Source organism: Pseudomonas sp. FP1742 (assembly GCF_030687145.1).
Classification (GTDB): Bacteria; Pseudomonadota; Gammaproteobacteria; order Pseudomonadales; family Pseudomonadaceae; genus Aquipseudomonas; species Aquipseudomonas frederiksbergensis_D.
In genome coordinates, this window is sequence record NZ_CP117460.1 from 3,061,086 (window position 1) to 3,085,471 (window position 24,386).

Annotated in this window: 21 protein-coding genes; 13 read left to right on the forward strand and 8 right to left on the reverse strand. The window is 57.5% G+C overall.

Translation table 11 applies throughout. The annotated features are described in order from the left end of the window. The first annotated feature begins 70 nt into the window (after nucleotides 1–70). Nucleotides 71–373 carry a hypothetical protein gene (locus PSH64_RS13520; protein ID WP_019578969.1) on the forward strand — a complete coding sequence of 101 codons (303 nt, stop codon included), beginning with the start codon at nucleotides 71–73 and terminating at the stop codon, nucleotides 371–373. A gap of 157 nt (nucleotides 374–530) precedes the next feature. Here PSH64_RS13520 and PSH64_RS13525 read toward each other — a convergent pair whose 3' ends face one another. The 3 genes from PSH64_RS13525 to PSH64_RS13535 all read right to left on the reverse strand — a co-directional run bounded on the left by PSH64_RS13525 (nucleotide 531) and on the right by PSH64_RS13535 (nucleotide 2,342). Then, entirely contained in the window at nucleotides 531–962 is a 432-nt protein-coding gene (locus tag PSH64_RS13525; RefSeq protein ID WP_305480943.1) for a nuclear transport factor 2 family protein, read from the reverse strand. 116 nt (nucleotides 963–1,078) lie between these two features. After that, nucleotides 1,079–1,918 (reverse strand): pirin family protein, encoded by an 840-nt coding sequence (locus tag PSH64_RS13530; protein WP_305480944.1) that lies wholly within the window; start codon nucleotides 1,916–1,918, stop codon nucleotides 1,079–1,081. 40 nt (nucleotides 1,919–1,958) lie between these two features. Beyond that, nucleotides 1,959–2,342, reverse strand: a complete 384-nt coding sequence (locus tag PSH64_RS13535) for a DoxX family protein (RefSeq protein ID WP_019578966.1) — start codon at nucleotides 2,340–2,342, stop codon at nucleotides 1,959–1,961. 141 nt (nucleotides 2,343–2,483) lie between these two features. On the opposite strand from PSH64_RS13535, the gene PSH64_RS13540 reads away from it, so the two are divergent. The 4 genes from PSH64_RS13540 (at nucleotide 2,484) to PSH64_RS13555 (ending at nucleotide 6,212) form a co-directional block, all read left to right on the forward strand. Next, nucleotides 2,484–3,395 (forward strand): LysR family transcriptional regulator, encoded by a 912-nt coding sequence (locus tag PSH64_RS13540; protein WP_105341632.1) that lies wholly within the window; start codon nucleotides 2,484–2,486, stop codon nucleotides 3,393–3,395. Nucleotides 3,396–3,483: 88 nt separating this feature from the next. Next, nucleotides 3,484–4,986 (forward strand): sensor domain-containing diguanylate cyclase, encoded by a 1,503-nt coding sequence (locus PSH64_RS13545; protein WP_244914208.1) that lies wholly within the window; start codon nucleotides 3,484–3,486, stop codon nucleotides 4,984–4,986. 153 nt (nucleotides 4,987–5,139) lie between these two features. Further along, nucleotides 5,140–5,784: an ATPase gene (locus PSH64_RS13550; RefSeq protein ID WP_105341626.1), complete on the forward strand. Its 645-nt coding sequence runs from the start codon at nucleotides 5,140–5,142 to the stop codon at nucleotides 5,782–5,784. A gap of 86 nt (nucleotides 5,785–5,870) precedes the next feature. Continuing rightward, entirely contained in the window at nucleotides 5,871–6,212 is a 342-nt protein-coding gene (locus PSH64_RS13555; RefSeq protein ID WP_305480945.1) for a hypothetical protein, read from the forward strand. Nucleotides 6,213–6,354: 142 nt separating this feature from the next. Here PSH64_RS13555 and PSH64_RS13560 read toward each other — a convergent pair whose 3' ends face one another. The 3 genes from PSH64_RS13560 to PSH64_RS13570 form a co-directional block, all read right to left on the reverse strand. After that, nucleotides 6,355–7,014 (reverse strand): MliC family protein, encoded by a 660-nt coding sequence (locus PSH64_RS13560; RefSeq protein ID WP_305481149.1) that lies wholly within the window; start codon nucleotides 7,012–7,014, stop codon nucleotides 6,355–6,357. Nucleotides 7,015–7,155: 141 nt separating this feature from the next. Further along, nucleotides 7,156–7,752: a TetR/AcrR family transcriptional regulator gene (locus PSH64_RS13565; protein ID WP_105341619.1), complete on the reverse strand. Its 597-nt coding sequence runs from the start codon at nucleotides 7,750–7,752 to the stop codon at nucleotides 7,156–7,158. Further along, nucleotides 7,739–8,590, reverse strand: a complete 852-nt coding sequence (locus PSH64_RS13570; RefSeq protein ID WP_305480946.1) for a 3-hydroxybutyryl-CoA dehydrogenase — start codon at nucleotides 8,588–8,590, stop codon at nucleotides 7,739–7,741. The genes PSH64_RS13565 and PSH64_RS13570 overlap by 14 nt, the downstream gene beginning before the upstream one ends. A 165-nt stretch (nucleotides 8,591–8,755) precedes the next feature. Here PSH64_RS13570 and PSH64_RS13575 point away from each other — a divergent pair, with 165 nt between their 5' ends. Further along, the gene (locus tag PSH64_RS13575; protein ID WP_305480948.1) at nucleotides 8,756–9,868 is read left to right on the forward strand and encodes an AraC family transcriptional regulator; all 1,113 of its coding nucleotides are present in this window, start codon (nucleotides 8,756–8,758) and stop codon (nucleotides 9,866–9,868) included. On the opposite strand, the gene PSH64_RS13580 is transcribed toward PSH64_RS13575, so the two are convergent. Next, nucleotides 9,858–14,672 carry a glycosyl hydrolase family 28-related protein gene (locus PSH64_RS13580; protein WP_305480949.1) on the reverse strand — a complete coding sequence of 1,605 codons (4,815 nt, stop codon included), beginning with the start codon at nucleotides 14,670–14,672 and terminating at the stop codon, nucleotides 9,858–9,860. The genes PSH64_RS13575 and PSH64_RS13580 overlap by 11 nt on opposite strands. A 519-nt stretch (nucleotides 14,673–15,191) precedes the next feature. Further along, nucleotides 15,192–15,794 (reverse strand): NAD(P)H:quinone oxidoreductase, encoded by a 603-nt coding sequence (wrbA, locus tag PSH64_RS13585; RefSeq protein WP_008010452.1) that lies wholly within the window; start codon nucleotides 15,792–15,794, stop codon nucleotides 15,192–15,194. 360 nt (nucleotides 15,795–16,154) lie between these two features. Between wrbA and PSH64_RS13590 the strand changes: the two genes are divergently transcribed. The 7 genes from PSH64_RS13590 to PSH64_RS13620 all read left to right on the forward strand — a co-directional run bounded on the left by PSH64_RS13590 (nucleotide 16,155) and on the right by PSH64_RS13620 (nucleotide 24,365). Continuing rightward, a complete protein-coding gene (locus PSH64_RS13590; protein ID WP_305480950.1) occupies nucleotides 16,155–17,423 on the forward strand; it encodes a cystathionine gamma-synthase family protein in 1,269 nt (422 codons plus the stop codon). A gap of 136 nt (nucleotides 17,424–17,559) precedes the next feature. Then, the gene (locus tag PSH64_RS13595) at nucleotides 17,560–18,996 is read left to right on the forward strand and encodes an amino acid permease (RefSeq protein ID WP_019578958.1); all 1,437 of its coding nucleotides are present in this window, start codon (nucleotides 17,560–17,562) and stop codon (nucleotides 18,994–18,996) included. 51 nt (nucleotides 18,997–19,047) lie between these two features. Beyond that, nucleotides 19,048–19,938, forward strand: a complete 891-nt coding sequence (locus PSH64_RS13600) for a LysR substrate-binding domain-containing protein (protein WP_305480951.1) — start codon at nucleotides 19,048–19,050, stop codon at nucleotides 19,936–19,938. An 18-nt stretch (nucleotides 19,939–19,956) separates the two neighbouring features. Next, on the forward strand, nucleotides 19,957–21,345 hold the full coding sequence (thrC, locus tag PSH64_RS13605) for a threonine synthase (protein WP_305480952.1): 1,389 nt from the start codon (nucleotides 19,957–19,959) through the stop codon (nucleotides 21,343–21,345). Next, complete coding sequence (locus PSH64_RS13610) at nucleotides 21,342–21,779, forward strand: Lrp/AsnC family transcriptional regulator (protein ID WP_105341604.1); 438 nt, start codon at nucleotides 21,342–21,344, stop codon at nucleotides 21,777–21,779. The genes thrC and PSH64_RS13610 overlap by 4 nt, the downstream gene beginning before the upstream one ends. Before the next feature lie 115 nt (nucleotides 21,780–21,894). Continuing rightward, entirely contained in the window at nucleotides 21,895–22,935 is a 1,041-nt protein-coding gene (locus PSH64_RS13615; protein ID WP_305480953.1) for a homoserine dehydrogenase, read from the forward strand. Between the two features lie 11 nt (nucleotides 22,936–22,946). Then, complete coding sequence (locus tag PSH64_RS13620; protein WP_305480954.1) at nucleotides 22,947–24,365, forward strand: aldehyde dehydrogenase family protein; 1,419 nt, start codon at nucleotides 22,947–22,949, stop codon at nucleotides 24,363–24,365. The last annotated feature ends 21 nt before the right edge of the window (nucleotides 24,366–24,386 follow it).

The window sequence follows — 24,386 nt, forward strand, 5'->3', positions numbered from 1 at the left end:
GCGGCAAAATTCGCGACGATCTTGGCCGGTCGATAACCCAGGAGAACTCAATTAATCAGGAGCTACCTCAATGTCCGACCAAGTCATGCCGCGTTACCTCCCCATCGACACCTACGACGCCGAATCCCCGGTGCTCTTCATCAATACCCATAAAGAACTCAGCGACCTGGCCGCCTGCGCCATGCATCGCTTCACCGTGGTTCGCGATCTGATGGACACCTTGTCCAGTCTCAACCTCAAAGGTATTTCCGACTGCGACCTGACCCGCGTCACCCGGGCGGTGCATCTGCTGACGCGTGAAGGCTGTGCCGTGCTGGATGTGATCCAGGCTCGGGCGTTGCAGCGGGAGGAGGGGTTCAAGGCTGCTGTTTAGTGGTAGCGACGGACGCCATCGCGAGCAGGCTCGCTCCCACATGTGATCGCTGGCGTGCACAAATACTGTGCTCACAGAAAATCCAGTGTGGGAGCGGGCTTGCTCGCGAAGAGACCGGCACATCCAGCATTGCAACTGCCTGACACCCCTCGCCAGGTCAGAGCCGGAACGCTTGTCGTCCTACCAGTAACCATTTTCCTTGCTGCTTTTGCCAGATCTGAAAGTTCTCGATTTCCGTGGGAACAATCTCGGTGCCCTTGATGGCTTGCGCCGAAAAATGATGGCGGACCAACGCCACATCACCCGAAACGGTGATTTTCTGATTCTGCATCTCCAGCGTCTTGAAAGCGCTTTTTCCGGTTTCGATGTCGGCGATGAATTCTTTCTTGTCCTGGATTTTCCCGCTGGAATGCCCGTAGGTTAGGTTTTCAGCGGTGAGCGCATTCAGTTGTGGGACGTTTTTGGTCAGCATCGCTTGAGTCAGATGGTCTACCGCAGCGGCAACATCCTTCTCGCTCGATGCGGGGGAGGCCGCCACGTAGCCACTGAACAGGCATAAAAAACCGATAATCAGTTTCATTTTTTTCATGGGTAATTCCTTGTTGTTATAGATGCGAGGATGACAGATGAATTACGCCAACTCATCTGTCATCGTACAACATATCAGGTTTTTACCAAGTGATGCAGATATGGCATTAGCGAGTGCTAGGCCAGCCGTCCCTCATGAAACAGACGCGCGCCAATACGCTGAATTTCAGCTTCGCCCTGCGCCAGTGCCGCTCGGCTGGTGTGTACTGAATAACGACCCATCACCAAATCATGTGGGTGCTTCACCGCCGAGCCCAGCACGAAAGACGTGTCGCCGTGCGCCACGAAATCGATGGGTTGGTCTGACTCCTCGAACACCGCCAACTCGCCAGTATTGACCGGGCCACCAACGTCCAGCCGACCGGCATTGACCGCCAGCCACGCCACGTTGTGGCCGGTGGGAGGTGTGTAGCGCCAGCGTTCTCCGTCTTTCAAGCGCACGACGAGGTAGTTCATGTCCGAAGGTGCCGCAATCGCACTTTGCGCTGCGCCATAGCGTCCGAGCAGCACACGTGCCGGGCCTGCTTGCGGGATCTGCGAGGGCGCCAGGTAGAGGCTTTCCGCCGGTGTGTTTTCGTGCGAAGCGGGCAGGGCGACCCAGAGCTGGAAGCCCGATATTGAGCTGTCGCCGACTGGTTTAGCGTCGTGCCACACGCCATTACCGGCGCGCATCCACTCCACACCTTCGGTGGGCAGCACGCCCGTCTTGCCCGTGGTGTCTTCGTACTCCACGCTGCCCTCAATCATGTAGGTCAGTGTTGCGATCCCTGAATGCGGGTGCATGCCGAAACCTTTCTGCCCGCCTTGGGGCTTGAAGCCGAAGAGATCAAGAAACACAAAAGGCTTCAACAACTGGCCCAGGTCGCCAGGGCTCATGAGTCGTGTGATCGGCCCGTGAGAGCTGCCGGATGTGCGGTGAACGATGGCGCGCGTTAGTGTTGCGATGATGCTGTTCATAGGTTTTCCTCAAGTCTTGAGCCGATCGCCTTGGGATGGATCAGCGCGCTGCACCGAGCAAGGCCGCGGGCTTCTGCCGCCAGGCCACGAAGGCAGACATCGCCAGCAGCACCAGGGCAGGGGCGGGATTGCCGCCAATCACGAACAGATGCGTGACCACTGCGCCGGTCATGGTCGCCGTCAGCAGCAGCCCGGCGAAAAAGCTCGTGACCGGGATGAGCAGCAACACAGCGCCAGCCACTTCAATGGCACCGGTGAGGTAGCGGAACCATTGCCCAAGGCCGACGGCATCGAACACCTGAACCATCTGCGGAGCGCTGGCCAGCTTGGCGATGCCGGCCGCAGCGAACGCCAAGGCCAGAAAGATGCGAACACCCCAAAGGATGCGGTTTTGAATAGGGGAGAGGGATGAAGTTTGAGTCATGGGAAACGATGTCCTTGCCTGTGGTTTACGCAGTTAGAGGGCTAACTGCCGCGATGCAAGAAGGATAAGCGTGCCCGGATTGATTGATTAGATGGCACAATTGGATTGCGCCCGTCCATTTTTTGCTGGAATTATCGCTTTATGCTCGACTTGAATGACATTGCCTTGTTTGTCCAAGTGGTCCGCAGCGGCAGCTTTGCCGAAGCGGCGCGGCGACTGGGCATGCCGCCCAACACCGTCAGCCGGCGTGTCCAGCAGCTCGAGGCACAACTCGACACACGACTGCTGCAACGCTCCACGCGCAAGTTGACGCTGACCCATGCCGGGCAGGCTTTTCACGAGCGCTGCGTGGGCGCCGTGGACGGGCTGATCGAGGCGGGGCACGAGTTGATGACGGGCAGCCAGGAACCCAGCGGCCTGGTGCGCATTGCCGCGACGGCGGATTTCTTCGACTTCTTCCCAATGGAATGGGTGGCTGACTTTCTTGCCGCGCATCCGCGGGTGCGGCTTGATTTCGTACTCAGTGATGCCCGCGCCGACTTGATTGCCGAGCGTATCGACATCGCGTTTCGCGGCGGTCCGCTGCAAGACTCAGGTTACGTCGGGCGCCAGCTCTTCAGTGCAGGCAGCGAGGGCTTGGTGGCGAGTCCGGCTTACATCGCTGCTCGCGGTATGCCCGGTACGCTGCAGGATCTGGTGAACCATGACTGCGTGAGTTTCGCCCATCCCAGCGGCTTCACCACCTGGCATCTGACCGGACCAGAGGGCGTGGAGGAAGAGGTGCAAATCGCCAGCCGTTTTTCCGGTAACACGGCCCAGGCACTGCGCAAGGCTACGGTGGCCGGCCTGGGCATTGCACTGCTGCCGCCGACGCTCGCCATGCTCGATCTTCAGGCGGGCCGACTTGTACGTGTGTTGCCACACTTCCAGCGCGCGGGCTTTGGTCTGCACGTGCTTTACCCGAGCCGGCAGCATCTGCCGTTGGCGGTATCGGCCTTCATTGAACTGGTGATGGAGAAACTGAGGGTGGAGGCATTCCCGGCACAGGGCTGACCTATCCATATGCATCAGCAGTGATGGCTAAAAGCCTTCTATAATGCGCAGCCTTTGACGCCAGTGTACTCAACAGCCCGGTACTTCCTTGAAACGCGATCTTCGACTTGCCACTTTTCTGATCTTTCTGGTGTGTGTCTCCGTGGTGCTGCTGACGGCCTGGCAGACATGGACGGCCCGACAGAACACGTTGAGCGACATCAATACCGACACATTGAACCTGACTCAGGCGCTCAACACTTACACCGAGGGCACCTTCAAGCAAAGTGAAGTGCTGTTGCTGGGTCTGACAGAAAGGATCGAGAAAGACGGCACCGGCCCGGAGCAACTTGAACGGCTGAGCAGGTTGGTTGCCCAGCAGATGGATGCGCTCCCGCAATTAAATAATGTGGTGCTATATGACGCCCAAGGGGACTGGCTATTTTCGACCAACATGCTGATCTCATCCAATAGCAACAACGCAGATCGGGCGTTCTTCAAGCATCACCGAGACGTCGCGGATCGCGGTATCTATATCGGCCCGGCGATTCTCAGCCGTGTCACTTGCACCTGGGTGATTTCCGTCAGCCGACGCATCGATCACCCTGATGGAAGTTTTGCCGGGGTGATCGCTGCGACCATCAGCCTTGAACATTTCCTCAAACTTTATCGAAGCATCCACGTGGGGCAATTCGGCGCGATCAGCCTGACCTCATCCGAAGGGCGCCTGCTGGTGAGGTATCCCTTTCAAGTGGAAGACATCGGCCGTGACCTGTCTCACGCCCCCATATTCTCCGAATACTTGCGCAACACCTCATCAGGCACCGTGGACTTTGCGTCAAAAGTAGATGGCATCCATCGCCTCTACGCGTTCAAGAGAAACGATCAATATCCTGTCGTCACGACGGTCGCGGTGGGGCAGGCCGAGGCAATGCAAGCGTGGCTCAGTCAGACAAAGCAATCTGTCGCTGTGGTGCTGCTGTTGTTGGGGCTCCTGGTCGCACTGGGGCGCCGGCTGATTTCCCACATCAGCCGGCGTATTCGGGCGGAGGAAAAATTGCTCGCCACCCAAACCGCACTGATCGAGCTTAACCAGACGCTGGAAGTTCTCGCCAGCGAGGACAAACTCACCGGCCTCGCCAACCGCCGGCATTTCGATCAGTTTCTGGATGTCGAATTCAAACGTGCCAAGCGACTTGCAAGCCCGTTGTCACTGATCCTGATCGATGTGGACTTTTTCAAACGCTACAACGATCACTACGGCCATCTCGCTGGAGACGAATGTCTGCGGATCATCGGTCAGGCGATCAAGCACTGTGTACGTCGCCCGGGTGACATGGCGGCTCGTTATGGCGGGGAAGAAATCGCCGTGGTGATGCCCAATACGGACGAATCAGGAGCGCGCAAGGTTGCCGAGGCGATCCTGTCGGGTATTGCGGCCGAACAACTTGCGCATTTGTCGAGCCCGTTAGGTATCGTGACCGTCAGCCTGGGGGTGGCCACTTATGTCGCCGACGGCAGCGACCCTGATGAAAAGGCACTGATCGGTCGTGCAGACCGCGCACTTTATGCGGCAAAGTCGCAGGGGAGAAATCAGCTGAGTGTCGCGTGATCAAGGAGGCACTTGGAGTAAAGAGCGAATCATCGGCACGCGGCGCAACTATCGGTTCAAGTAATAGTGACAATCAAGAAACGCAAGTTCTGTCTGGTCGGCTAAAGGCGGAAAATCGCCTCCATCGAATACGCAGCTCAAGGAATTTGCGCGATGAAGACATTGACCCGACTGGCCGTTGTCGCCCTGTTGATGGGCGGGATTGCAACTGCTGCAACAGCCCGTGCAGACGACGCCCAGTCGTGCCATTTTCTGCCCATCGCCGGCAGCAGCACCGGGTTGCAGTATTCGCAAACCGTCGGTGTGCTCTACAGCGAAAACACCCTGGACAACCTGCAATACCTTGAGCGTTACCACGATGTGGCGGTGAACGGCGCGCGTGATGCGCTGGATGCGCGGATTCGTGACGCGTTCGTCAACAGCTCCGACCCGGAACTGGCGATCGACTGGCTGATGAGCTCGTTGCAGCAGCGGTTCCTGTCGGTGACCGTCTACGACAGTCTCGATGCGCTGGTGCAGGCCCATCCGGATGTGGTGGTGATGCTCGATACCCATAACCGTCTGCTGACCCAACACAACAGTCAGGTCGAGGCGCGTTTCGCCGCGCGGTTCTACGACGCCAACCTGCAATACATCGGCAAGGCCGAAGGCGCGGTCGAGAAACAGATGCCTTCGGTCTGGGTACACAGTAAAGCCGCGGCTGAGATTGCCGCCCAGATCGACCAGCAACGGGACCTGCAACTCAGCGCCTTGAAGCAGTTCGATGACTCGCTCAAGGCCCTGGTGACCGCTGGCTAAACACCCAAACCATTATCGCAACGACAGCGGCCGTGACGCCGCACCGTTGCTCAACGAAACAGACTTTTTATTTCAGGACTTCGCCGATGCGCCCTTTATTTGTTCCTGTGATGGCTTTGGCCACTTTGCTGCTGGCCGGTTGCGCCTCCGCGCCGAACGATCCGACGCTGACCTTGCAGACGAAAAAAACGCCTGCCGAATACGCCGATTGCGTGGTGCCGAAGTTACGGGGTAGCGCTCTGAACCCGACGGTTTCGCAAACCCAGCGCAGCTACCGGATCGTGGTGCCGAGCAAAGTCGCCGCGGACAATGTTCTGGAAGCCTACAAAGCCCCGAGCGGCGGCAAGGTGTTTTTGTATGAGCGCCACTTGCTGGTGTCGAACTTCATGCCTTCGAGTTTCGAACGTGCCGCGCAGGAATGCCTGTAACCCGTAACCGCTTTGAAAAATGCTCCTTTGGTTGGCCGCAACCAACCAATTCTTTGCCCCGTGCCTTAGTTGGCTTCGGGGCTTTTTTTTGCGTGCAGGTTTTGGGGCTGGGAGCTGGGCGCCGGTACTTGCGCCAGAGACATCAACCGAGCGGCTCGGCCTTGCAACTCATTGGCCCTGAGCCTGGTTTCTGGAAAAACACCACGTCGCCGTCTTGCCAGAAACTGTAATTCCCCTGGGAATCCTTGCCTGTGTATCGGGTTCCCGAATCACTCGGCTCATGGTTCAGGATGATCGAGCTGTTCGCCCATTTCAGGTACACGACACCCGGCTGCGTGCTAAAGAAGGTGGCGGCAACCAGCGGGTTGAGCCCTGTACAACGAAAGGCCAAAGGGCCTTCGGTGAGCCTGTCCGGATCCTTGGTTCTCACAATGGCCGAGCCTTGGCGCAGCTGGTGCGCGCGCTCGGCATAACTGCGGATCGTGCACGCCTTGGGCGCAGGTTCGGAGGCACACTGATTGCGGGCGTCGATCCAGAACTGCTGGTCGATCATGACTTTGTCCGGACCCGGCACCGAATGTTCATCCGTGAGCGCCAGGCGATAAAGGCGCGTCAGTTCGATGTCCATCTGCGCCAGCTGCGGATCGCGACAAATCAGCTTTTCGACGGACGCCTTTGCCTCGGCACAGTCGAAGCTGGTCTTGAAGGTCGGCGAAGGGGGCGCAGCATTTGCACAGGTGCTCGCCACCGCGCACACGCTGGCAGTGAGTAGACCGTTGAACAGGGCCGTGACCGTTTTCATGTTGGCTTCAGCCAAATCATTACGTGACGCCCGGATCGCCGTGGGACTTGTCGATGCATTGAACAGTCATTCGTTCGCATGGGTGTATCGCAGTGTAAGTCAGTGCTCAGAACTTGCCATACCGCCTGGCGGTGGCATGCACTATGGACTGCGTTTATCGCGCCCTGTTCCCAACAAGCGATCTATGGCACCACCCAGAAGGTTGTGCAGCAGTTCATCACGCTCCTGGTCCTTCATGGAGTGATGCGCTAGCCAACTGGGTGCACTGTTGAGCAAATTGGCAATGACTCCTGCCAACGCGCCAGGCTCAACGAGTTTGGCAGACGGACTAAACATCAAAAACAATCGGCGTTCGTACTGCTCACGAAGCTGTCGGACCCGTTGTTGCTGCTCTTCATTCAGGCAGCCCGTGTCCCGCTCCACCAAACGAAAGTGCCAAGGCATCTCGTGATGCAAGTTCAAGTGCGCCTGAATCAGGGCACCCGGTTTGTCCCGTTTGGCCGGGGCCTGTTGCTCGATGCGCCCCAGGGTTGCCAGAAGCTCTTCGTAGAACTCCTCGATCAGGTCGAGCAACAAATGCTGTTTGCTGGGGTAATGGTGATACAACGAGCCCGGAGTGAGCCCCAGGCAGGTCGCCAGCTCACGCATGCCGACCTGTCCGAAACCCTTGCTGGCGAACAGCTCCAGCACCTTGTCCCGGTACTCGGCGAAGCGCGGGCAACGCTCAGGCATAGGCATGGAAGCCGCGCCCCGTTTTGCGCCCCAGGTAGCCGGCGGCGACCATTTCCTTGAGTAGCGGAGCGGGGCGGTATTTGCTGTCGTTGAAGCCTTCGTAGAAGGCTTGAAGAATGGCCAGCACGGTGTCCAGGCCGATCAGGTCGGCCAGGGCCAGCGGGCCGATGGGTTGATTGCAGCCCAGGCGCATACCGGCGTCGATATCTTCAGCGCTGGCCAGACCTTCCTGAAGCACCAGGATCGCTTCATTGATCATCGGCACCAGAATCCGGTTGACCACAAAACCCGGACGGTTGCCCGCGGTGATTGCGGTCTTGCCGAGGGTTTTTGCCATGTCCAGCGCCAGGTCGTGGGTGGCATCGCTGGTTTGCAGGCCGCGAATCACTTCGATCAGGCCCATCACCGGCACCGGGTTGAAAAAATGCAGACCGATGAAGCGCTCGGGCCGGCTCACGCTGGCAGCCAGTTGAGTAATGGACAGCGACGATGTGTTGGAGGCGATCACGCACTCGGCACTGACCTGCGCGGCGATTTGTTGCAGCACGCGCAGTTTCAGATCGAGGTTTTCGGTGGCGGCTTCGATCACCAGTTGCATGTCCAGCAGACTGCTGTAATCGGTATGGGTGCGAATCCGGTCGAGGGCAGCGAGTTTTTGCGCCTGCGTCAGTGTGCCCTTGGCGATCTGCCGATCGAGGTTTTTATCGACGGTCGCGACAGCTTTTTGAAGGGCGTTCTCGCAGATGTCGAGCAAGGTCACGTTGAAGCCGGCCAGGGCGCAGACCTGTGCAATGCCATTGCCCATGGTGCCTGCGCCGATCACGCCAATGTTTTGCAGATTCATGTCACCGTCCTTCCGATCAAACCCTCGATACCTTGGCCGTGGCAACGGCCGAAGGCGTATTATTGGCCGCGAGTCTAGAGCTGGCGGGGCAGTTGTCCTATGCCGAAACTGTTCAACGGTGCTGGTGTTTTTTGCCATTGCGGATGAGGGGAGAGAAGCATTCACATGCGGGAAAAGGACTCGGTGGCCGCCTACTTCATGCAGGCTATGATCCATGGGTTGGGGGAAAATCCGCAGCGCTTGCAGGCTGTCCTTGAAGAGTCGGGGATTGACCCGGCGCTGATACAGCAGCCCACGGCAAGGGTGCCAGCGACGGCATTTGCCGCGCTGTGGCTGATTCAAATCCGTGAACTGCGCGACGAATTTTTCGGGCTCGATTCCCATGGAATGCCGCCCGGCAGTTTCGCATTGATCTGTCGTGCGTTGATCCAGGAGCCGGATCTGCACAAAGCCTTGCGCCAGTGCCTGAGCAACTTCGCGCTGTTCCTGCGCGACTTTCGCGGCACGCTGACGGTGCGTGGCAAACGAGCGGTCATCAGTCTTGAATCCTGCGCACAGGACGATAATTTCAGCCGTTTCGGCGAAGAAACATTTCTGGTGCTGATTGTCAGTCTGCTGTGCTGGCTGGGCGGGCGGCGCATCCCCATAGACCGCGCGGATTTTCGACAGGTGCGTGTTCCTTTGAGCGACGACGGTCTGCTCTGGGGCAGCAACCTCACCTTTGGGGCCGAGCGCACCGAAATTGAATTTGCCAGCCGCTATCTGCAACTGCCGGTGGTTCAGGACCTGGCCTCACTGAAAGTGTTTCTACGCACGGCACCTCAATGGCTGGTCATCCGCTTTCGCAACGCCGATGGCCTGGGGGCACAGGTTCGCCAACGGCTGCGCAACACTCACTACAGCCAGTGGCCAACCCTGCAGGCTTTTGCTTTGGAACAACACCTGAGCCCAAGCACTTTTCGCCGCAAGCTGGAGCGGGAAGGCTGTTCCTATCAGGAGATCAAAGATGAAGTACGTCGTGCGGTCGCCATCGAGCAGTTGCGCAAAAGCCCAATGAGCATCGGCGAGATTGCCGAGTTAACCGGATTTCAGGAAACCAGTGCCTTTCATCGGGCATTCAAGAAGTGGACGGGCGATAGCCCAGGCCGGTATCGGCAGAAGTCTGGGGGGCCATTAGTGATGGCCCCCCAGAGGCGCCTGCAAGGTGTTTCCAGCAAAGTTTCAGATGCCTCTGAGTGTACCGCCGCCGTCGCGAGCAAAGTGCAACTCAGGCTGTAAAGTCGCTGACGTGCAACTCCTGGACGCCCACCAGCGCGATTTCGAACTCGGGGGTGACGTCGGCATCGACACTGCCGTAGAGAATGCCATCGGCAAAGCGCAGTTGGCCGGTGGCGTCGGCAGAGTCGAAGGCGTTGCTGCCGATGAAAGTGAAGGCGTCGATAGTGGTGGTCAGCGGGTTGGCGTCCAGGCCGGTGAAGTCCAGATGATCACCCTCGGTGCTCTTGAAACCGTTGATCACATCCCGTAAAGCGCCGGCGCCCATGTCCGACAGCGCATCAAACACGTAGGTATCCGCGCCAGTGCCTCCGGTAAGGTTGTCGGTGCCGGCACCGCCGATCAGCCGGTCATCACCCGAACCGCCCACCAACGTATCGTTGCCCGCACCACCGTTCAGAACGTTCGCGCCGCTGTTGCCCGACAGCGTGTCGGCGTAGGCGCTTCCCGTGAGGTTTTCGAAGAGCTTCACGGTGTCGAGCCCGGAGCCCACGGTATTTTGTTGCACTGACGTCGAGAGGCTGACGGTAACGCCAGACGCGGCGCGTTCATAAGACACCGTGTCATTGCCTTCGCGCCCGTCCAGCACGTTGTTGCCGGCTCCGGCGAACAGCGTGTTGTCCAGCGCGTTGCCCGTGCCATTGGCGGCGCCAGGGCTATCGATATACAGACGCTCGACGTTGTTGCCGAGGGTATAGGCCGCCAGGCTGCTGTGTACGCTGTCGATCCCTCCGGACGCCGCATCACTGTTGGTCTCGATTACGGCGTCGTCGGCGTTGTCGACATAGTAGGTGTCGCTGCCATCGCCGCCGCTCATGCTGTCGGCCCCTGCGGCACCATCGAGCACATTATTGCCGGCATTGCCGGTGATGAAGTTGTGCTGCTCATTGCCGGTGCCGTTGATGCTCGACACGCCGGTGAGCACCAGGTTCTCGAGATTGGCGCCCAGGGTCCAGCTGACCGAGGCCTGTACCGTATCGATCTGCGAGGTCGAGGTGTTGCTTTCCACCACGCGGTCGAGCACGTTGTTGACCACATAAATGTCGTTACCATCGCCACCGGTCATGGTGTCGGCGCCCAGGCCGCCATCCAGCGTGTCGTTACCCGAGCTGCCCACCAGGGTATCCGCCTGGTCGGTACCGGAAATCATCGTCCGGTTGTTGGCGAAAATGTCCTGCACGCTGTTGTTGTCGTTGGGGTTGCCCTGGAAGCCAAGGTCATTGGCGATGTAATCGGCCAGGCGCTGGCCGACGATTTCCGCCGATTCCTCGTGCAGGTGCCAGACGTCGTCGGGATACGTCAGCGCATCGACTTCGTGGCGCAAGGGGAGATCGGTGTAGTCCACCGCCAGCTTGACGTCGGCGCGCTCGGTGGCGATGGCTTCCTGGGCGGCGCGGACATAACCAACCCCTTCGACGACGGCGGCAATCTTGTCTTCCGAATAACCACGGGCACGCGCCGCGTCCTGCTCGTAGTGACCGGTTTCCATCATGTACACGTTGAAGTTGCCGAGCTGGGCATGCAGGTAATCAAACACCTTGAGGGTCGCAGCCTTGTAGGCCGCCGCTGCCGCTGCCTTGTCCGTGGCGCGGGCGATCTCCTGGGCGGCTTCCTCGCCCTGGCCCCAAATGATGCCCATGGTGACGTTATTGATCGATTGCAGTTCACTGCGCTGGTCGCTCAGCAGCGTCACGGCGCGCAACAGCGCAGCCCCGGGTTGGTTGGTGTCGGTCAGCCACCAGCACAATTTGAGTTCTTCGGCGCTGAGCGTCGACAGGCCGGTGACCGTGCTGCCGCCCACCGCGATGTCGATGCCGTTGCCATCGGCATCGGTGAACTGACTGCGCACGTCATAGGGGGTGTAGCGGTCCAGGTCGTTGACCAGCATCGAGGTGCCGGACTGATTGTCGTCCTCCGTCATGCGCAGCAGGCGCGCATTGGATTGGCCGAGGGTGGGCAGGTAGAGGATGTCCTGTTGGGCGCGCGTGCCGAACACGAAGTCGCTGGCGGTCAGGGTGTTGAGGTAGTTGCCACTGAGGGCGATTTCAAAGCGATTGCCATCGGCATCCGCTTCGGCGGACTTGATGTAGGTCTTGTCGCCGGCCGCATTGAGGGTCACGTACAACGTGCCATTACTGCCATCACCAAGGCCAACAAAGCCCAGGCCCGACACATCGATCTTGTCGACGCCCGCAGTGAAGTCATAAATCGTGTCGGTGGCGGTGACACCACCCGTGTCGTAGTCGCGGTAGCTGTCGAGCAGGTTGGTATAGCGGAAGGTGTCGGCGCCGTCGCCGCCATACAGCGAGTCGCGTCCGCCGCCGCCGTCGACGATGTCGGCGCCAGTGCCGGCCTTGATCGTGTCGTTGCCACCGAGGCCGAGGATCAGGTCTGCACCCGCCGTACCGTTGAGGGTTTCGGCATTGTTGGTGCCGGTGACAGTGTTGGCCACTCCCAAGGCGAAGCTATCGCTGGCCGATGCACCGGCTGGGTCTGTGGCCTTGACCAGCACGTCGTAATTGCCGGACGCGGTGCTGGTCGGCGTGCCGGTGAAGGTCAGATTGGTGGCATTGAAGCTCAGCCACGCGGGCAGGGCGCTGCCATCGGCCAGGGTGGCGGTGTAGCTGAGGTTGTCATTATCCGCATCGGTGAAGCTGGTGGCTGGCACCACGTAGGTGAACGGGGCGTTTTCGGTGGCGTTCTGATCCAGCAGCGGGGCGGCCAGAACCGGCGCGTGGTTGGTCGGTGACGACGTGGCGAAGACGAAGTTGGCGCTGGTCAGCTTGTCGAGGTAGTTACCGTTCAGTGCCACTTCGAAGCGGTTGCCATCGGCGTCGGCGGTCAGGGACTTGATGTAAGTCTTGGTGCCGGTACTGTTGAGCGCCACGTACACGGTGTTGTTTTTGCCATCCCCCAGGCCGGTGAAGCCCATGGCCGAGAGGTCGATCTTGTCGGCGGTGATATCAAAATCGGTGATCAGGTCGCCAAGGTTGGCACCGCCGGTGTTGTAGTTGCGGTAACTGTCCAGGCGATTGGAGAACACGAAGGTGTCCGCTCCGGCGCCACCGGTGAGGGTGTCCATACCGGCACCGCCGTCGAGCCTGTCGTCGCCCGCGCCGCCATTGAGGCTGTCGTTACCCGCCAGGCCGAGCAGGGTGTCGGCCGAATCACTGCCCAGCAGCGAGTCGTTGCCGTTGGTGCCGGTGAGCACACGATTGAAGATGAAATTGCTCGCGGTCAAGGTGCTGGCGAGGTTGCCCGAGAGTATCAATTCGAAGCGATTGCCGCTGGCGTCGGCATCGTAGTCCTTGATGTAGGTGCGGTTAGTGCTGGCGCTGTAGCTGACTTGCAGGGTACTGCCATGGCCATTGCCCAGGCCGGTGAAACCGAGGCCGGCGAGGTCGATTTTGTCCTGGGTGACATCAAAGTCGGTGATGGTGTCATCGAAGCTTGCGGTTGCGTTGCGGTAGCTGTCGGACTGAGTGGTGAAACGGAACGTATCGGCACCGGTACCACCGGTGAGTTTGTCGATGCCTGCACCCCCCACCAGAATGTCGTCACCGGCCCCGCCATTGATGGTGTCGTTGCCGGCACCGCCATAGAAAATCTCGCTGCCGGCGCTGCCCAGCAGGGTGTCGTTGCCAGCTGTGCCTTGCACGGTGGTCATCGGTACCGTGTCGCTGACGTAGCTGCCGTCGCCATAGACCAGCGTCGCACCGTTGCTGGTGTGGCTGATGGTGTTGCCGATGATGGCGTTGCGATCAGTGCCGTCTTCATTGCGTTCCGCAACGCCGTAGGTCGACAGGTTGCTGCCGGTGATGATGTTGCTCTGGATGATGTTATCGCTGCCGTTGTAGTACTTGCCGGACACACCCAGGGTGTCGTTGTAGGACTGGATGATGATCTCCGGTACGGGGTTGCCCAGGGAATTGCTGTTGAGCGTGTTGTCGATGATCTCGACGTGGTTGCTGCCGTAGATGCGGATCCCGGCGCTGGTGTTGTCGTGGATGTCGACGCCGCTGACCGTCACCTCGCTGGACATTTTGATCAGCACCCCTTCGGCGCCGTTGCCATACACCTGGCCACCAGTGATGGTGATGTTGCTGGGGGAGGGGATGTTCTCGCTGCCGCGCTGCACCACGATGCCGTTGCCGCCATTGCTGTAGGCAACGTTATTGGTGAGCGTGAAGTCGTGGGTGCTGGTCACGACGTTGAAACCGTGTCGGTCGTTGTCGTAGGCGACGTTGTTTTCGAAGGTGCTGTTGCTCAGGAAGTCAGCTACGAAACCGTCCAAGCCATTGCCGTGGGACACGCTGTTCTTGATGACCATGTTGACGGTTTGCTCGTGGGGGTCGAAACCGTACCCGGAGCAATCCTTGATCTCGACGCTGTCGAGGGTGACGTTGGAGTCGTAGCCTGCTTGCCCGGGAATGTAGCCGTTGAACCAACCGTCGATTTTGCCCGTAGTGTTGTCACGGTTGCCGTCGATGGTGAGGTTGCTGACGCCGAAGTCGTGGGTTTCCTCGCCATAGGCGGAGCGGATGACTCCGGTGATCTTGGTGTCGGAGCCGTCAGCCACCTTGATGGTGGTTGCGCCCATGCCGTCGCCGTACAGATAGACGTTGCTCTTGAGCATCAGGCAACCGTCGGAAGGTTCCACACCTCCCGAAACGATGTAAGTTCCGGTCGGCATATACACCTGCCCCCCGCCTGCGGCGGCCGCCGCATCAATTGCACTTTGTATCGCCGCTGTGTCGTCAGTGATGCCATCTCCTTTGGCGCCAAAATTTTGTGCATTGAAAATCATGAGCTTATCTCCGTATCCGGCCAAAACCTCGGAAGATGCCAATATTCCATCGACAACCACCGTGTTTTGACCCAGCGGAGTGCAAAAGTTATGACCGCATATCGGGGATGTGTCAAAAAACCGGACTAACTGATCGGCGGTTCGAGGGGTGTATCAAAAAAGTAACAGTTTGTTGACGCCCGCTCCGGTAGCGAGCGATGGCTCTGTGGGGGCGGGTTTTCATCATTGAGGTGTATTACGAGATGCTATCGATAGCCCGCAGGTGCGCTGCAGCAATGTTGTATGCGCGATGCTTGAGCTGGAGGTGTATGAGCGGTATGGGTAATGAGGAGCGACCTCATTGGAACGTCGCTCCTCTGAATCCAAAAACGCTTACGTCGTCTTCAATGACTCCCGACGCGAAGGCTTTCTCTTATCGCCAAGCCACCAGCGATTATCAGCGGCGCGGTGGTGAAATCCGCCCCGGCGTTACACAGGCTAGCTCGTGTCCTGCAACACGCGCCCATTCAGGTGCTTGCGTTAACCCGCGATCTTTATTGCAAGCTCAGCGACGTGTTTACCCTGGAAACGCGCAATATCCAGTTCATTCTGTGACGGTTGCCGTTTACCGTCAGCGCCTGCCAGTGTGGTCGCGCCATAGGGCGTACCGCCGGTGATCTCGCTCATGTTGGTCAGCCCTGCGCAGGTGTAAGGCACACCCACGATGACCATCCCTTGATGCAGGAGTGTGCTGTGAAACGACGTAATCGTGGTTTCCTGGCCACCGTGCTGGGTGCCGGTCGATGCAAAGACACTGCCGATTTTTCCGACCAGCGCGCCGCTCATCCACAGTCCGCCGGTCTGGTCGAGAAACGTGCGCATCTGTCCCGCCATATTGCCGAAGCGCGTCGGTGTACCAAAGATGATTGCATCGTAATTGCCCAGCTCGTCAGGTGTCGCCACCGGTGCCTTCTGGTCAAGTTTGACGCCGATGGCTGCTGCCTGTTCGGCCGGGATGGTTTCAGCGACACGCTTGAGCGTCACGTCGGTGCCAGGTACGGATCGTGCGCCTTCGGCCACTGCGCCAGCCATCGTTTCGAGGTGACCGTACATTGAGTAATAGAGAACCAGTACCTTCGCCATGATTTTTCTCCTGGATTAAGCGCCATTCGATGGATTAGGAAGATTTGGGTTACACCACTGCCAACGAACTGCAGCGGCAGGCGTAGCACTCGGTCACGAACAAAACGGCGGCTCACACCCACCCGACTGCAGGGACTTTGACGGCATGCGGATTAACACTAGCAGCTCTGTATGCTGCCTGCCGGGCAGTCAGGGAAGCTATTCGATTGATGGCAGATGGCAGCACGTGTAGGCCCAGCCATTAAAAAAAGTACCCCTTACTCCCGGATATCATGATTTTTCACAAGCATGAGCTTTCCATATAGTCCTCCCAAGCCCACTTGGAACACGGCTGTGTTTCCCTTGATGCGAGAGAACTTTATGGAAAATAAGAAACGCGCCGTCCAGGCTTCAGACATTGGAATGGGGACTCGAGTCGTATGGGGAGGAGAGCAGGTTCAGCATCCCTACAATTCCACGCAGACACCCATCGTGGTCAGTGCTGCCTATGGCTATGACGATATCGATAAGTGGTATGACGTGGCATTGGGAAAAGAGCCAGGCTTCATTTACAGCCGGATGAGCAATCCCACTGTCTGCGTTTTGGAAAATAAACTCTGTGAGCTCGAAAACGCAGAGTCGGCTGTAGCTTTCAGTACCGGAATGGCTGCAATCAGCGGTGTACTACACACCTTCCTGTCCTATGGACAGCGTGTGATATCTACGCGTGACAGCTACGGCGGTACGAACAAGATTTTCGAGGAGTTTCTTCCACGCATGGGTGTGGAGGTAACCCTTTGCGATACGCTCGACACTATGGCGCTTGAGCAGGAAATCGCTAAAGGCTGCAACGTCCTGTACCTGGAAACACCCACGAACCCAACGCTGAAAATCGTTGATATTCGGCGCCTTGTGGCAGCGGCCAAGCGAGTGGGCGCTTTGGTTGTTGCGGACAACACATTCGCGACGCCTCTGAATCAGAATCCTCTCGCTTTAGGCGTTGATGTGGTTGTGCACAGCGCGACCAAATTCCTGTCCGGTCATGGTGATGTCCTCGGTGGTGTGGTCTGCGGCGCCGAGCATTTGATGTCTCAAGTTCGCCATTACCGCGAAATCAATGGTGCCTCGCTGGATCCTTTTTCGGCGTATCTAATCATCCGAGGCATCAAGACTCTGGCTCTGCGTCTTCGCCAGCAACAGGCGAGCGCGATGCTTTTGGCCGAGTACCTCTGTACCGAACCGCTGGTTGAGTCGGTGAACTATCCGGGGTTGCCTCAACATCCAGGTCATGACATCGCTCGTTCGCAAATGAACGGATTCGGCGCCATCGTCAGCTTCGTGCTGAAAGGAGGTATGGACGCAGTGACCCGTTTGCTACCGCTGCTCAGATATGCGCATCGGGCGGGTAATTTGGGCGCTGTCGAGACCATCTATGGGCCGGCTCGGACGACCAGTCACGTGGAAAATACCTTGGAAGAACGTCAGGCACTTGGAATCTCCGAAGGTTTGGTTCGAATATCCGTAGGTATTGAAGATTCAGCAGATTTATTGGCTGACCTAAAACAAGCTTTCGCTTTAGTGCGAGGTAAACATGGTGATACGAGCTTTAACGCTGATAGTGCCCAACGTTTCATTGAGGTAGAAACCTGAATACGGGCAGGACGCTCGAGATTCATCTTAAGCCCTTCATGAAGAATGAAAATAATAAAATCCAGCGACGACAAATTTGTACTGCCCAACAGCCAGTTATAAGGCGTTTGTCCGAACATTTCATGAGAATAAAACTATGTCCACGCATATTGAAGATCATCAGTCCGACCCAAACTCGCGTTTCAAAAAGGAAATGCAAACACGCCACATCGTTATGTTGGCACTGGGCGGTGTGATCGGTACGGGGTTATTCCTTACCTCCGGTTACACGGTTAATCAGGCAGGGCCGCTCGGTGCAGTGATTGCTTACATCATCGGGGCAGTGATGGTGTATTTAGTCATGGTCTGTCTCGGTGAGTTGGCTGTACAGATGCCAGAAACCGGATCTTTCAGTAGTTATGCAACGCGATACCTGGGCCCAGGCACAGGCTATACAGTGGCCTGGCTTTACTGGCTCACTTGGGCGGTAGCCATCGGTTCAGAATTTACCGCCGCGGGCATACTGATGGTTCGGTGGTTTCCCGACACACCAGTCTGGATTTGGAGTGCGCTGTTTGCCATCGCCGTTTTCTTAAGCAATGTTGTTTCTGTTCGGTGGTTTGCGGAGACTGAATTTTGGCTTTCGCTGATTAAGGTGCTGACCGTTATCACATTCATTGCGATTGGCGGAGCGGCAATTTTCGGTCTTATTCAAGTACAGAGTTTGCAGGGGGCGGGACTTTCCAACTTCACACGTGAGGGGCTTTTTCCTACTGGGTTTTTACCCATTGCAATGACCCTCCTGGCTGTTTCATTCGCATTTTCCGGAACTGAGCTGATCGGGATTGCGGCAGGTGAAGCGCAAGATCCACAAACTAGCGTGCCCAAGGCAATCCGCACGACAGTGGTACGTTTGGCGCTGTTCTTCGTGGGGACCATTTTCGTCCTTGCGACGTTACTGCCACGAGAGCAAGCGGGGCTCGTAGAAAGCCCGTTCGTGATGGTGTTTGAGCTGATTGGCATCCCATACTCTGCCGACATTATGAACTTCGTCATTCTCACGGCACTGATTTCCGCCGCTAACTCGGGGCTGTATGCAGCGTCCCGAATGCTGTGGACATTGAGCGATCAAGGACATATGCCTAAGCGCTACGCCAGGCTCTCCAGTCGGGGTGCACCGGTGAACGCCATCGTTCTTAGTATGGCGGGTGCAGTGGCTTCTCTGCTCAGCAGTGTGTTTGCCCCTGATACGGTTTACTTGGCCTTGGTGTCCATCTCCGGTCTGGCGGTCGTGGTCGTGTGGATGAGCATTGCTGCCAGCCAGATCGCGTTCCGTCGTCAATACGTTGCTAATGGCGGACGAGTTGAAGACCTGCATTTCCGTGTACGCGGCTATCCATGGGTGCCTATCGGTGCACTGTTGTGTTGCTTGCTGGCCTGTGTGGGTATCGCTTTTGATCCTGAGCAGCGAGTGGCGCTTTACTTCGGCCTTCCCTTTATCGCGTGGTGTTACTTCGTTTACTGGATCACTCGAAACAAGAGAGCAGAGCGGTTGGCTTTAGCCGCAGCTGTTCATTCCTCTGGCACCGCGTGAATTTCTCAGGCAATGATTGAGCATAGTTAAAGCCCTGATGAGGTTGCGCCGATGAGTCAAAAGTCACTACCACCCTTGAACTGGTTGAGGGCATTCGAAGTATCGGCGCGTTGTTTAAATTTTACCCACGCGGCGGAAGAACTCCATTTGACTCAAGGGGCCGTGAGTCAGCAGATCCGTCAGTTAGAAAGTCACCTCGGTGTGGCGCTGTTCAAGCGCTTACCTCGAGGGCTTGGCTTGACCGAGGAAGGGCAGTCGTACCTGCCTGTCGTACAAGACGCGATCAGTCGCCTTGCAGTCGGCACAAACGAGATTTTCGGCCAGCGCAATCGAAGACATTTGAAGGTGCGTGGCAGCCTTTCCTTTCTTCACTATTGGTTGGCCCCCCGACTCGCAGATTTTTGTCGGGAGTATCCCCAGATTGATATTCGATATATCAGCAATATTTGGGTGAAAGAACCGGACGGCGAAGATGACCTGGAGATTCGCTGGGGATGCGGTGAGTGGTCGGGCTTGCACGCTCAGCGATTGACTTGGGACATCCTTCAGCCTGTTTGCTCCCCAACGCTCATGGCCAGTTCACCCATACATGAGCCTCGCGATTTGATGAACCATTCACTGCTTCACGTGTTGGGGTACGAAGAAGGTTGGGGTTACTGGTTGAAGCGAGTTGGAGCAGACGACTTCGACTACTCCCGTGGCCTTCAGTTTGACACGCTGATTTCCACGATCCGCATGGCCGAATTGGGGCAGGGCGTTGCGCTGGCACGGTCTTCCGTGGTCGAGGATTTGCTTAAGAACGGGCAATTGGTTGCGCCATTCAATTACCGAATCGAGGCAAGCGAATCCTTTTATCTGGTACACGAACAGAACGAAGTGCTATCGCCTGATGCCGCACATTTTTCTACCTGGCTGGTGGCGCAAGCCCATCGCCTTTTGTAAAACTGATTTGGAGTTGCCATGGATTATGTAAGCACTCGCGGCGGTGACATGCGTGCTGATTTTCGCAGTGTGGTTCTGTCGGGGCTCGCCGAAAATGGTGGTCTCTATGTCCCAGCCAGTTTGCCTGTCTTTACCGAGAAACAGATTGCCGGCTGGTCGTGGCTGCCGTTTGATGAGTTGGTTTGGCGAGTGATTTCGCCTTTTGTCGGCTCTTCCATAGACGAAAGCACCCTGCGTGCCTTGCTCAGTGACAGCTATCAACAATTCAAGCACCGCGCTATTACGCCGCTTGAGCAAATCGGGCACAACGAGTGGATACTCCAGCTGTTTCATGGCCCGACCGGTTCTTCCAAGGATTTCGCCGCGCAATTGCAGTCGCGCCTGGTTGAGCATTTTCTGGAAGAGGTCGGTAAAGAAGCGTTGGTGGTCGGTGCAACTAACGGTGATACCGGCGTCGCGGCGCTTGAAGCCTTTGCTAACTGCCCGGCCGCCCGCATGGCGATACTGTATCCGCGCGACGGGCTTGCACCTGAGCAACTCAGTGCCTTGCAGGCAGCCGACCCGCAGCGGGTTCAGCTGTTTCCGGTTGACGGTAATTTCGATGATTGCCAGACGCTGGTCTCCCGACTCTTGCGTGAGTGGCCGTTGGATGGAGTGTTGCCGGTCTGTTTCAACTCGACCAATTGGATCGGCGTCCTGGCCCAGATCGTTTTTTACTTCCACGCAGCCTTGCAACTGGGCGGTGGCTCGCGTCCCGTTGGCTTTAGCGTTCCAGCTGCCAGCTCGGCCGAAATCTACGCTGGTTACATTGCCCAGAAAATGGGATTACCGATCAATCAGGTGATCATTTCCACCAACAGCAATGATGCCCTGCACCAGTTTTTTCATTGCAATCGCTACTCCACCCGGATGACTAATCGAACAGTGTCGCCGGCGATGGACTTCTCGTTGTTTTCCAACCTGGAGCGGTTTATCTGGGAGATTTACGAGCACGATGGCTGCTCAACAAAAACACTGATGGAGCATTTTGAAAGTTGCGGAGAAATGAGCATCGGTAACCAGCAATGGCTACGTGCTCGAGTACTCTTCGATTCCTATGCCGTACACGAATCCCAGGTGCGCGATGAAGTAGTCGAACTGTTCCGAGAGACAGGCTCGGCCATCGATCCTCACACCGCTGTCGGTGTACTGGCCGGCAGGCTTCATCGACGCAGCCTGGGCGCGCCGATGGTCACCTTCGGGCAAATTGCGCCGGCCAAGTCAGCGGCGCTGTTGGCCGAACTGGGCGTCTGGCAAGCAAGCGTTCCGAGCACTGTCGAGGTGCGCGCGCAACCACCGTACCTGGCCAAGGGCGATCTGGACGGTCTGTGCCAAGCTCTTCGCCTGGTGCAGTCGAGGCTTTCATGAAGCGCATTCTAGATCCGTTGGACGAACGCATACTGGCCGAACTTACCGCCAATGCGCGAATAGCCCATATCGAACTGGGTGCCAAGATCAACTTGTCACGCAATGCGGTGCGCCAGCGCATCGAGCGTCTTGAGCGCGACGGTGCGATCCAGGGCTATACGATACTTCTCGGCGAGTCGCGGCGGCCTACGTCGCTTATCAGCGCGGTGATCTTTGTCTACCGCTACGACCGCATGCGTGGCGAAGAAGTACTGGCTGCGCTGCGCTCCATTCCCGAAGTCGTGCAATGTGAAGTACTCAGTGGTGAGTTCGATTTAATGCTGCGTGTGAATGCCGCCACACCTGAACGAGTCCATCTCGTGTGGAAGGAAATCGCGGCCATGCCAGGGGTGGAAAACACCGTGACATCGTTCGTCCTTTCTGCGGTGTTTTGACAACTTCGTGCTTGGGCAAAACGCTCAATTAATACAGCACTCTGCCATATTCAACTGCCAAAGCCCGCCTCTTAGGATGTTCCTATCGAACAACGTCAATATAGGAACAGCGTTTATGACTGAGTACAAAATTGCCTTGGTAGGGTTTGGTGGCGTGAACCGTGGCTTCGCCCAATTGGTCGCCGATCGTAATGCCGAGTGGAAAGAGGCCCTTGGCTTCACCATTAAAATTGTCGGGGTCACCGATCTGTTCCTCGGCTCAATCGTTGCCAAAGACGGTCTGGATGCAAAGCAGTTGGTGGCGCTGCCGGTTGAGAAGGGCGCATTCGCTCAACTGCCCGGCGGCAATGCCGAGGCCTTCAACGAAACCGTGATCAAGCATTCCGGTGCAGACATCATCGCTGAAGCCACTTTCACCAATCCGGTGGATGGCGAGCCCGCCACTACCTTTTGCCGCTGGGCCTTGGAAAGCGGCATTCATGTAGTGACCACCAATAAGGGGCCTATTGCGCTGCACGGTGCCGAGCTCAAGGCGTTGGCCCGTCGCAACCAGGTCGCCTTCGAATACGAGGGGGCGGTGATGAGTGGCACCCCCGTGATTCGTCTGGCCCGGCAGGCCCTGGCGGGTGCCAACGTGCAAGGCTTCGAAGGCATCCTGAACGGCACTTCCAACTACGTGCTCACCCGGATGAAAGACGGCCTGGCGTTCAACGATGCCGTCGTACAAGCGCAACAACTCGGCTACGCCGAGGCAGATCCTACCGCCGATGTGGAAGGGTTTGACGTACGCCTCAAGGTGGTGATCCTGGCCAACGAACTGCTCAACGCACGACTGAATGTCAGCGATGTAGCGTGCTCGGGTATCAGCAATATCAGCGCACAAGATATTGCCCAGGCAAGTGCCAATGGCGCGAGCTGGAAACTGATTGGCTCAGCCGATCGTGCAGCAGATGGCTCGGTTCGAGCGAGTGTGGAAGCTCGCTTACTGTCGAACTCACATCCTCTTGCCGGAATCAGCGGTGCTACGAATGCAGTGTCATTCAAGACCGAACTGCTGGGAGCTGTCACAGTGTCCGGGCCTGGGGCAGGGCGCATCGAAACAGCCTTCGCATTGCTGTCGGACATCGTCGCCATCCACACCGCCCACGGCAAATAAAGGAGATAGTCATGAGCGTATCCAGCATGGCCAGTATCCAGCTTGTTAATGCCAAACAGATTGATGTGTTCAGTCCATTCGATGGTCGCCTGGTGGGAAGCGTCCCTTGCCTCGATGCCGCCGCCGTTCCTGGCTTGCTGGAGCGTGCGCGAATTGGCGTGCGTGAGAGTGCAGCAATGCCTCGTCACCTGCGTGCGCGCATCCTTGAGGAGGCGGCCCGGCGTGTAGAGCTTGAGGCTGAAGCGTTTGCCAAACTCATTGTTGCAGAGGCGGGGAAGACGCTGCGACAAGCAGAGAAGGAAGTAAAACGTTGTGTGAATACGCTGAAGCTATCGGCGCAAGAGGCTCGTCGTAACGCCGGGGAAGTGATTCCATTTGAGGCATATGAAGGCTCCGAATCGCGCCAGGGCTGGTTCACTCGAGAACCGTTGGGGCTTATCGTCGCGATCACTCCCTACAACGATCCGCTGAACCTGGTTGCCCATAAACTTGGCCCGGCCATCGCCGGTGGTAATGCTGTGATCCTGAAGCCCTCAGAGCTCGCACCGTTGTCTGCTCTCAAGCTGGTTGAGTGCCTGGTGGAAGCGGGTCTGCCTCCGTCTGTGGTAACCCCGGCGACCGGTGGCGTCGATCTGGGTAAAGCATTGGTGGAGGTTCGTGAAGTTCGGATGATTTCCTTTACGGGCGGTTTTGCCACGGGTGAGGCCATTGCTCGTAGTGCAGGGTTGAAGAAGCTAGCGATGGATCTGGGAGGAAATGCCCCGGTTCTCGTGCTTGAAGATTGCGATATCGAACCGACCGTGGAGTCCTGCGTGTCTGGCGCCTTTTGGGCAGCAGGGCAGAATTGCATCGGCACTCAACGCATCCTTGTACATCGTTCAATTTATGAGGACTTCCGTGAGCGTTTTGTCAGCCAAACGCGTGCCTTGGTAGTGGGTGATCCTGACCAGCGAGCAACGGATGTAGGCCCGATGATTACGGAACAGGCGGCCCGTCGTACCGAACAATTGGTCAATGAAGCGCTGGCCGAGGGGGCCGTTCTTCTGTGTGGGCACCATCGCGAAGTGGGCAGCTATGCACCGACCGTGCTGGAGCGTGTAAGCCATAACAGTCGGATCTGGCAGCAGGAAGTCTTCGCGCCGGTTGTCATCCTGGAGCCTTTTGACCAGTTGGATGATGCTGTTGCTCTGGCCAACGCTCCGGAGTACAGCTTACATGCGGGACTCTTCACACGTGATCTTTCCAAGGCCTTGAAATTGGCGCGGCTAATTCAAGCCGGTGGCGTGATGATCAATGACTCTTCCGATTATCGTTTTGATGCCATGCCTTTCGGTGGCTTCAAGTACGGAAGTCTGGGGCGAGAAGGTGTCCGGTTTGCCTATGAGGACATGACGCAGCCTAAAGTGGTCTGCATCAATGAAATGGGTTGAGCCATCAAAGTAGCTAATTAC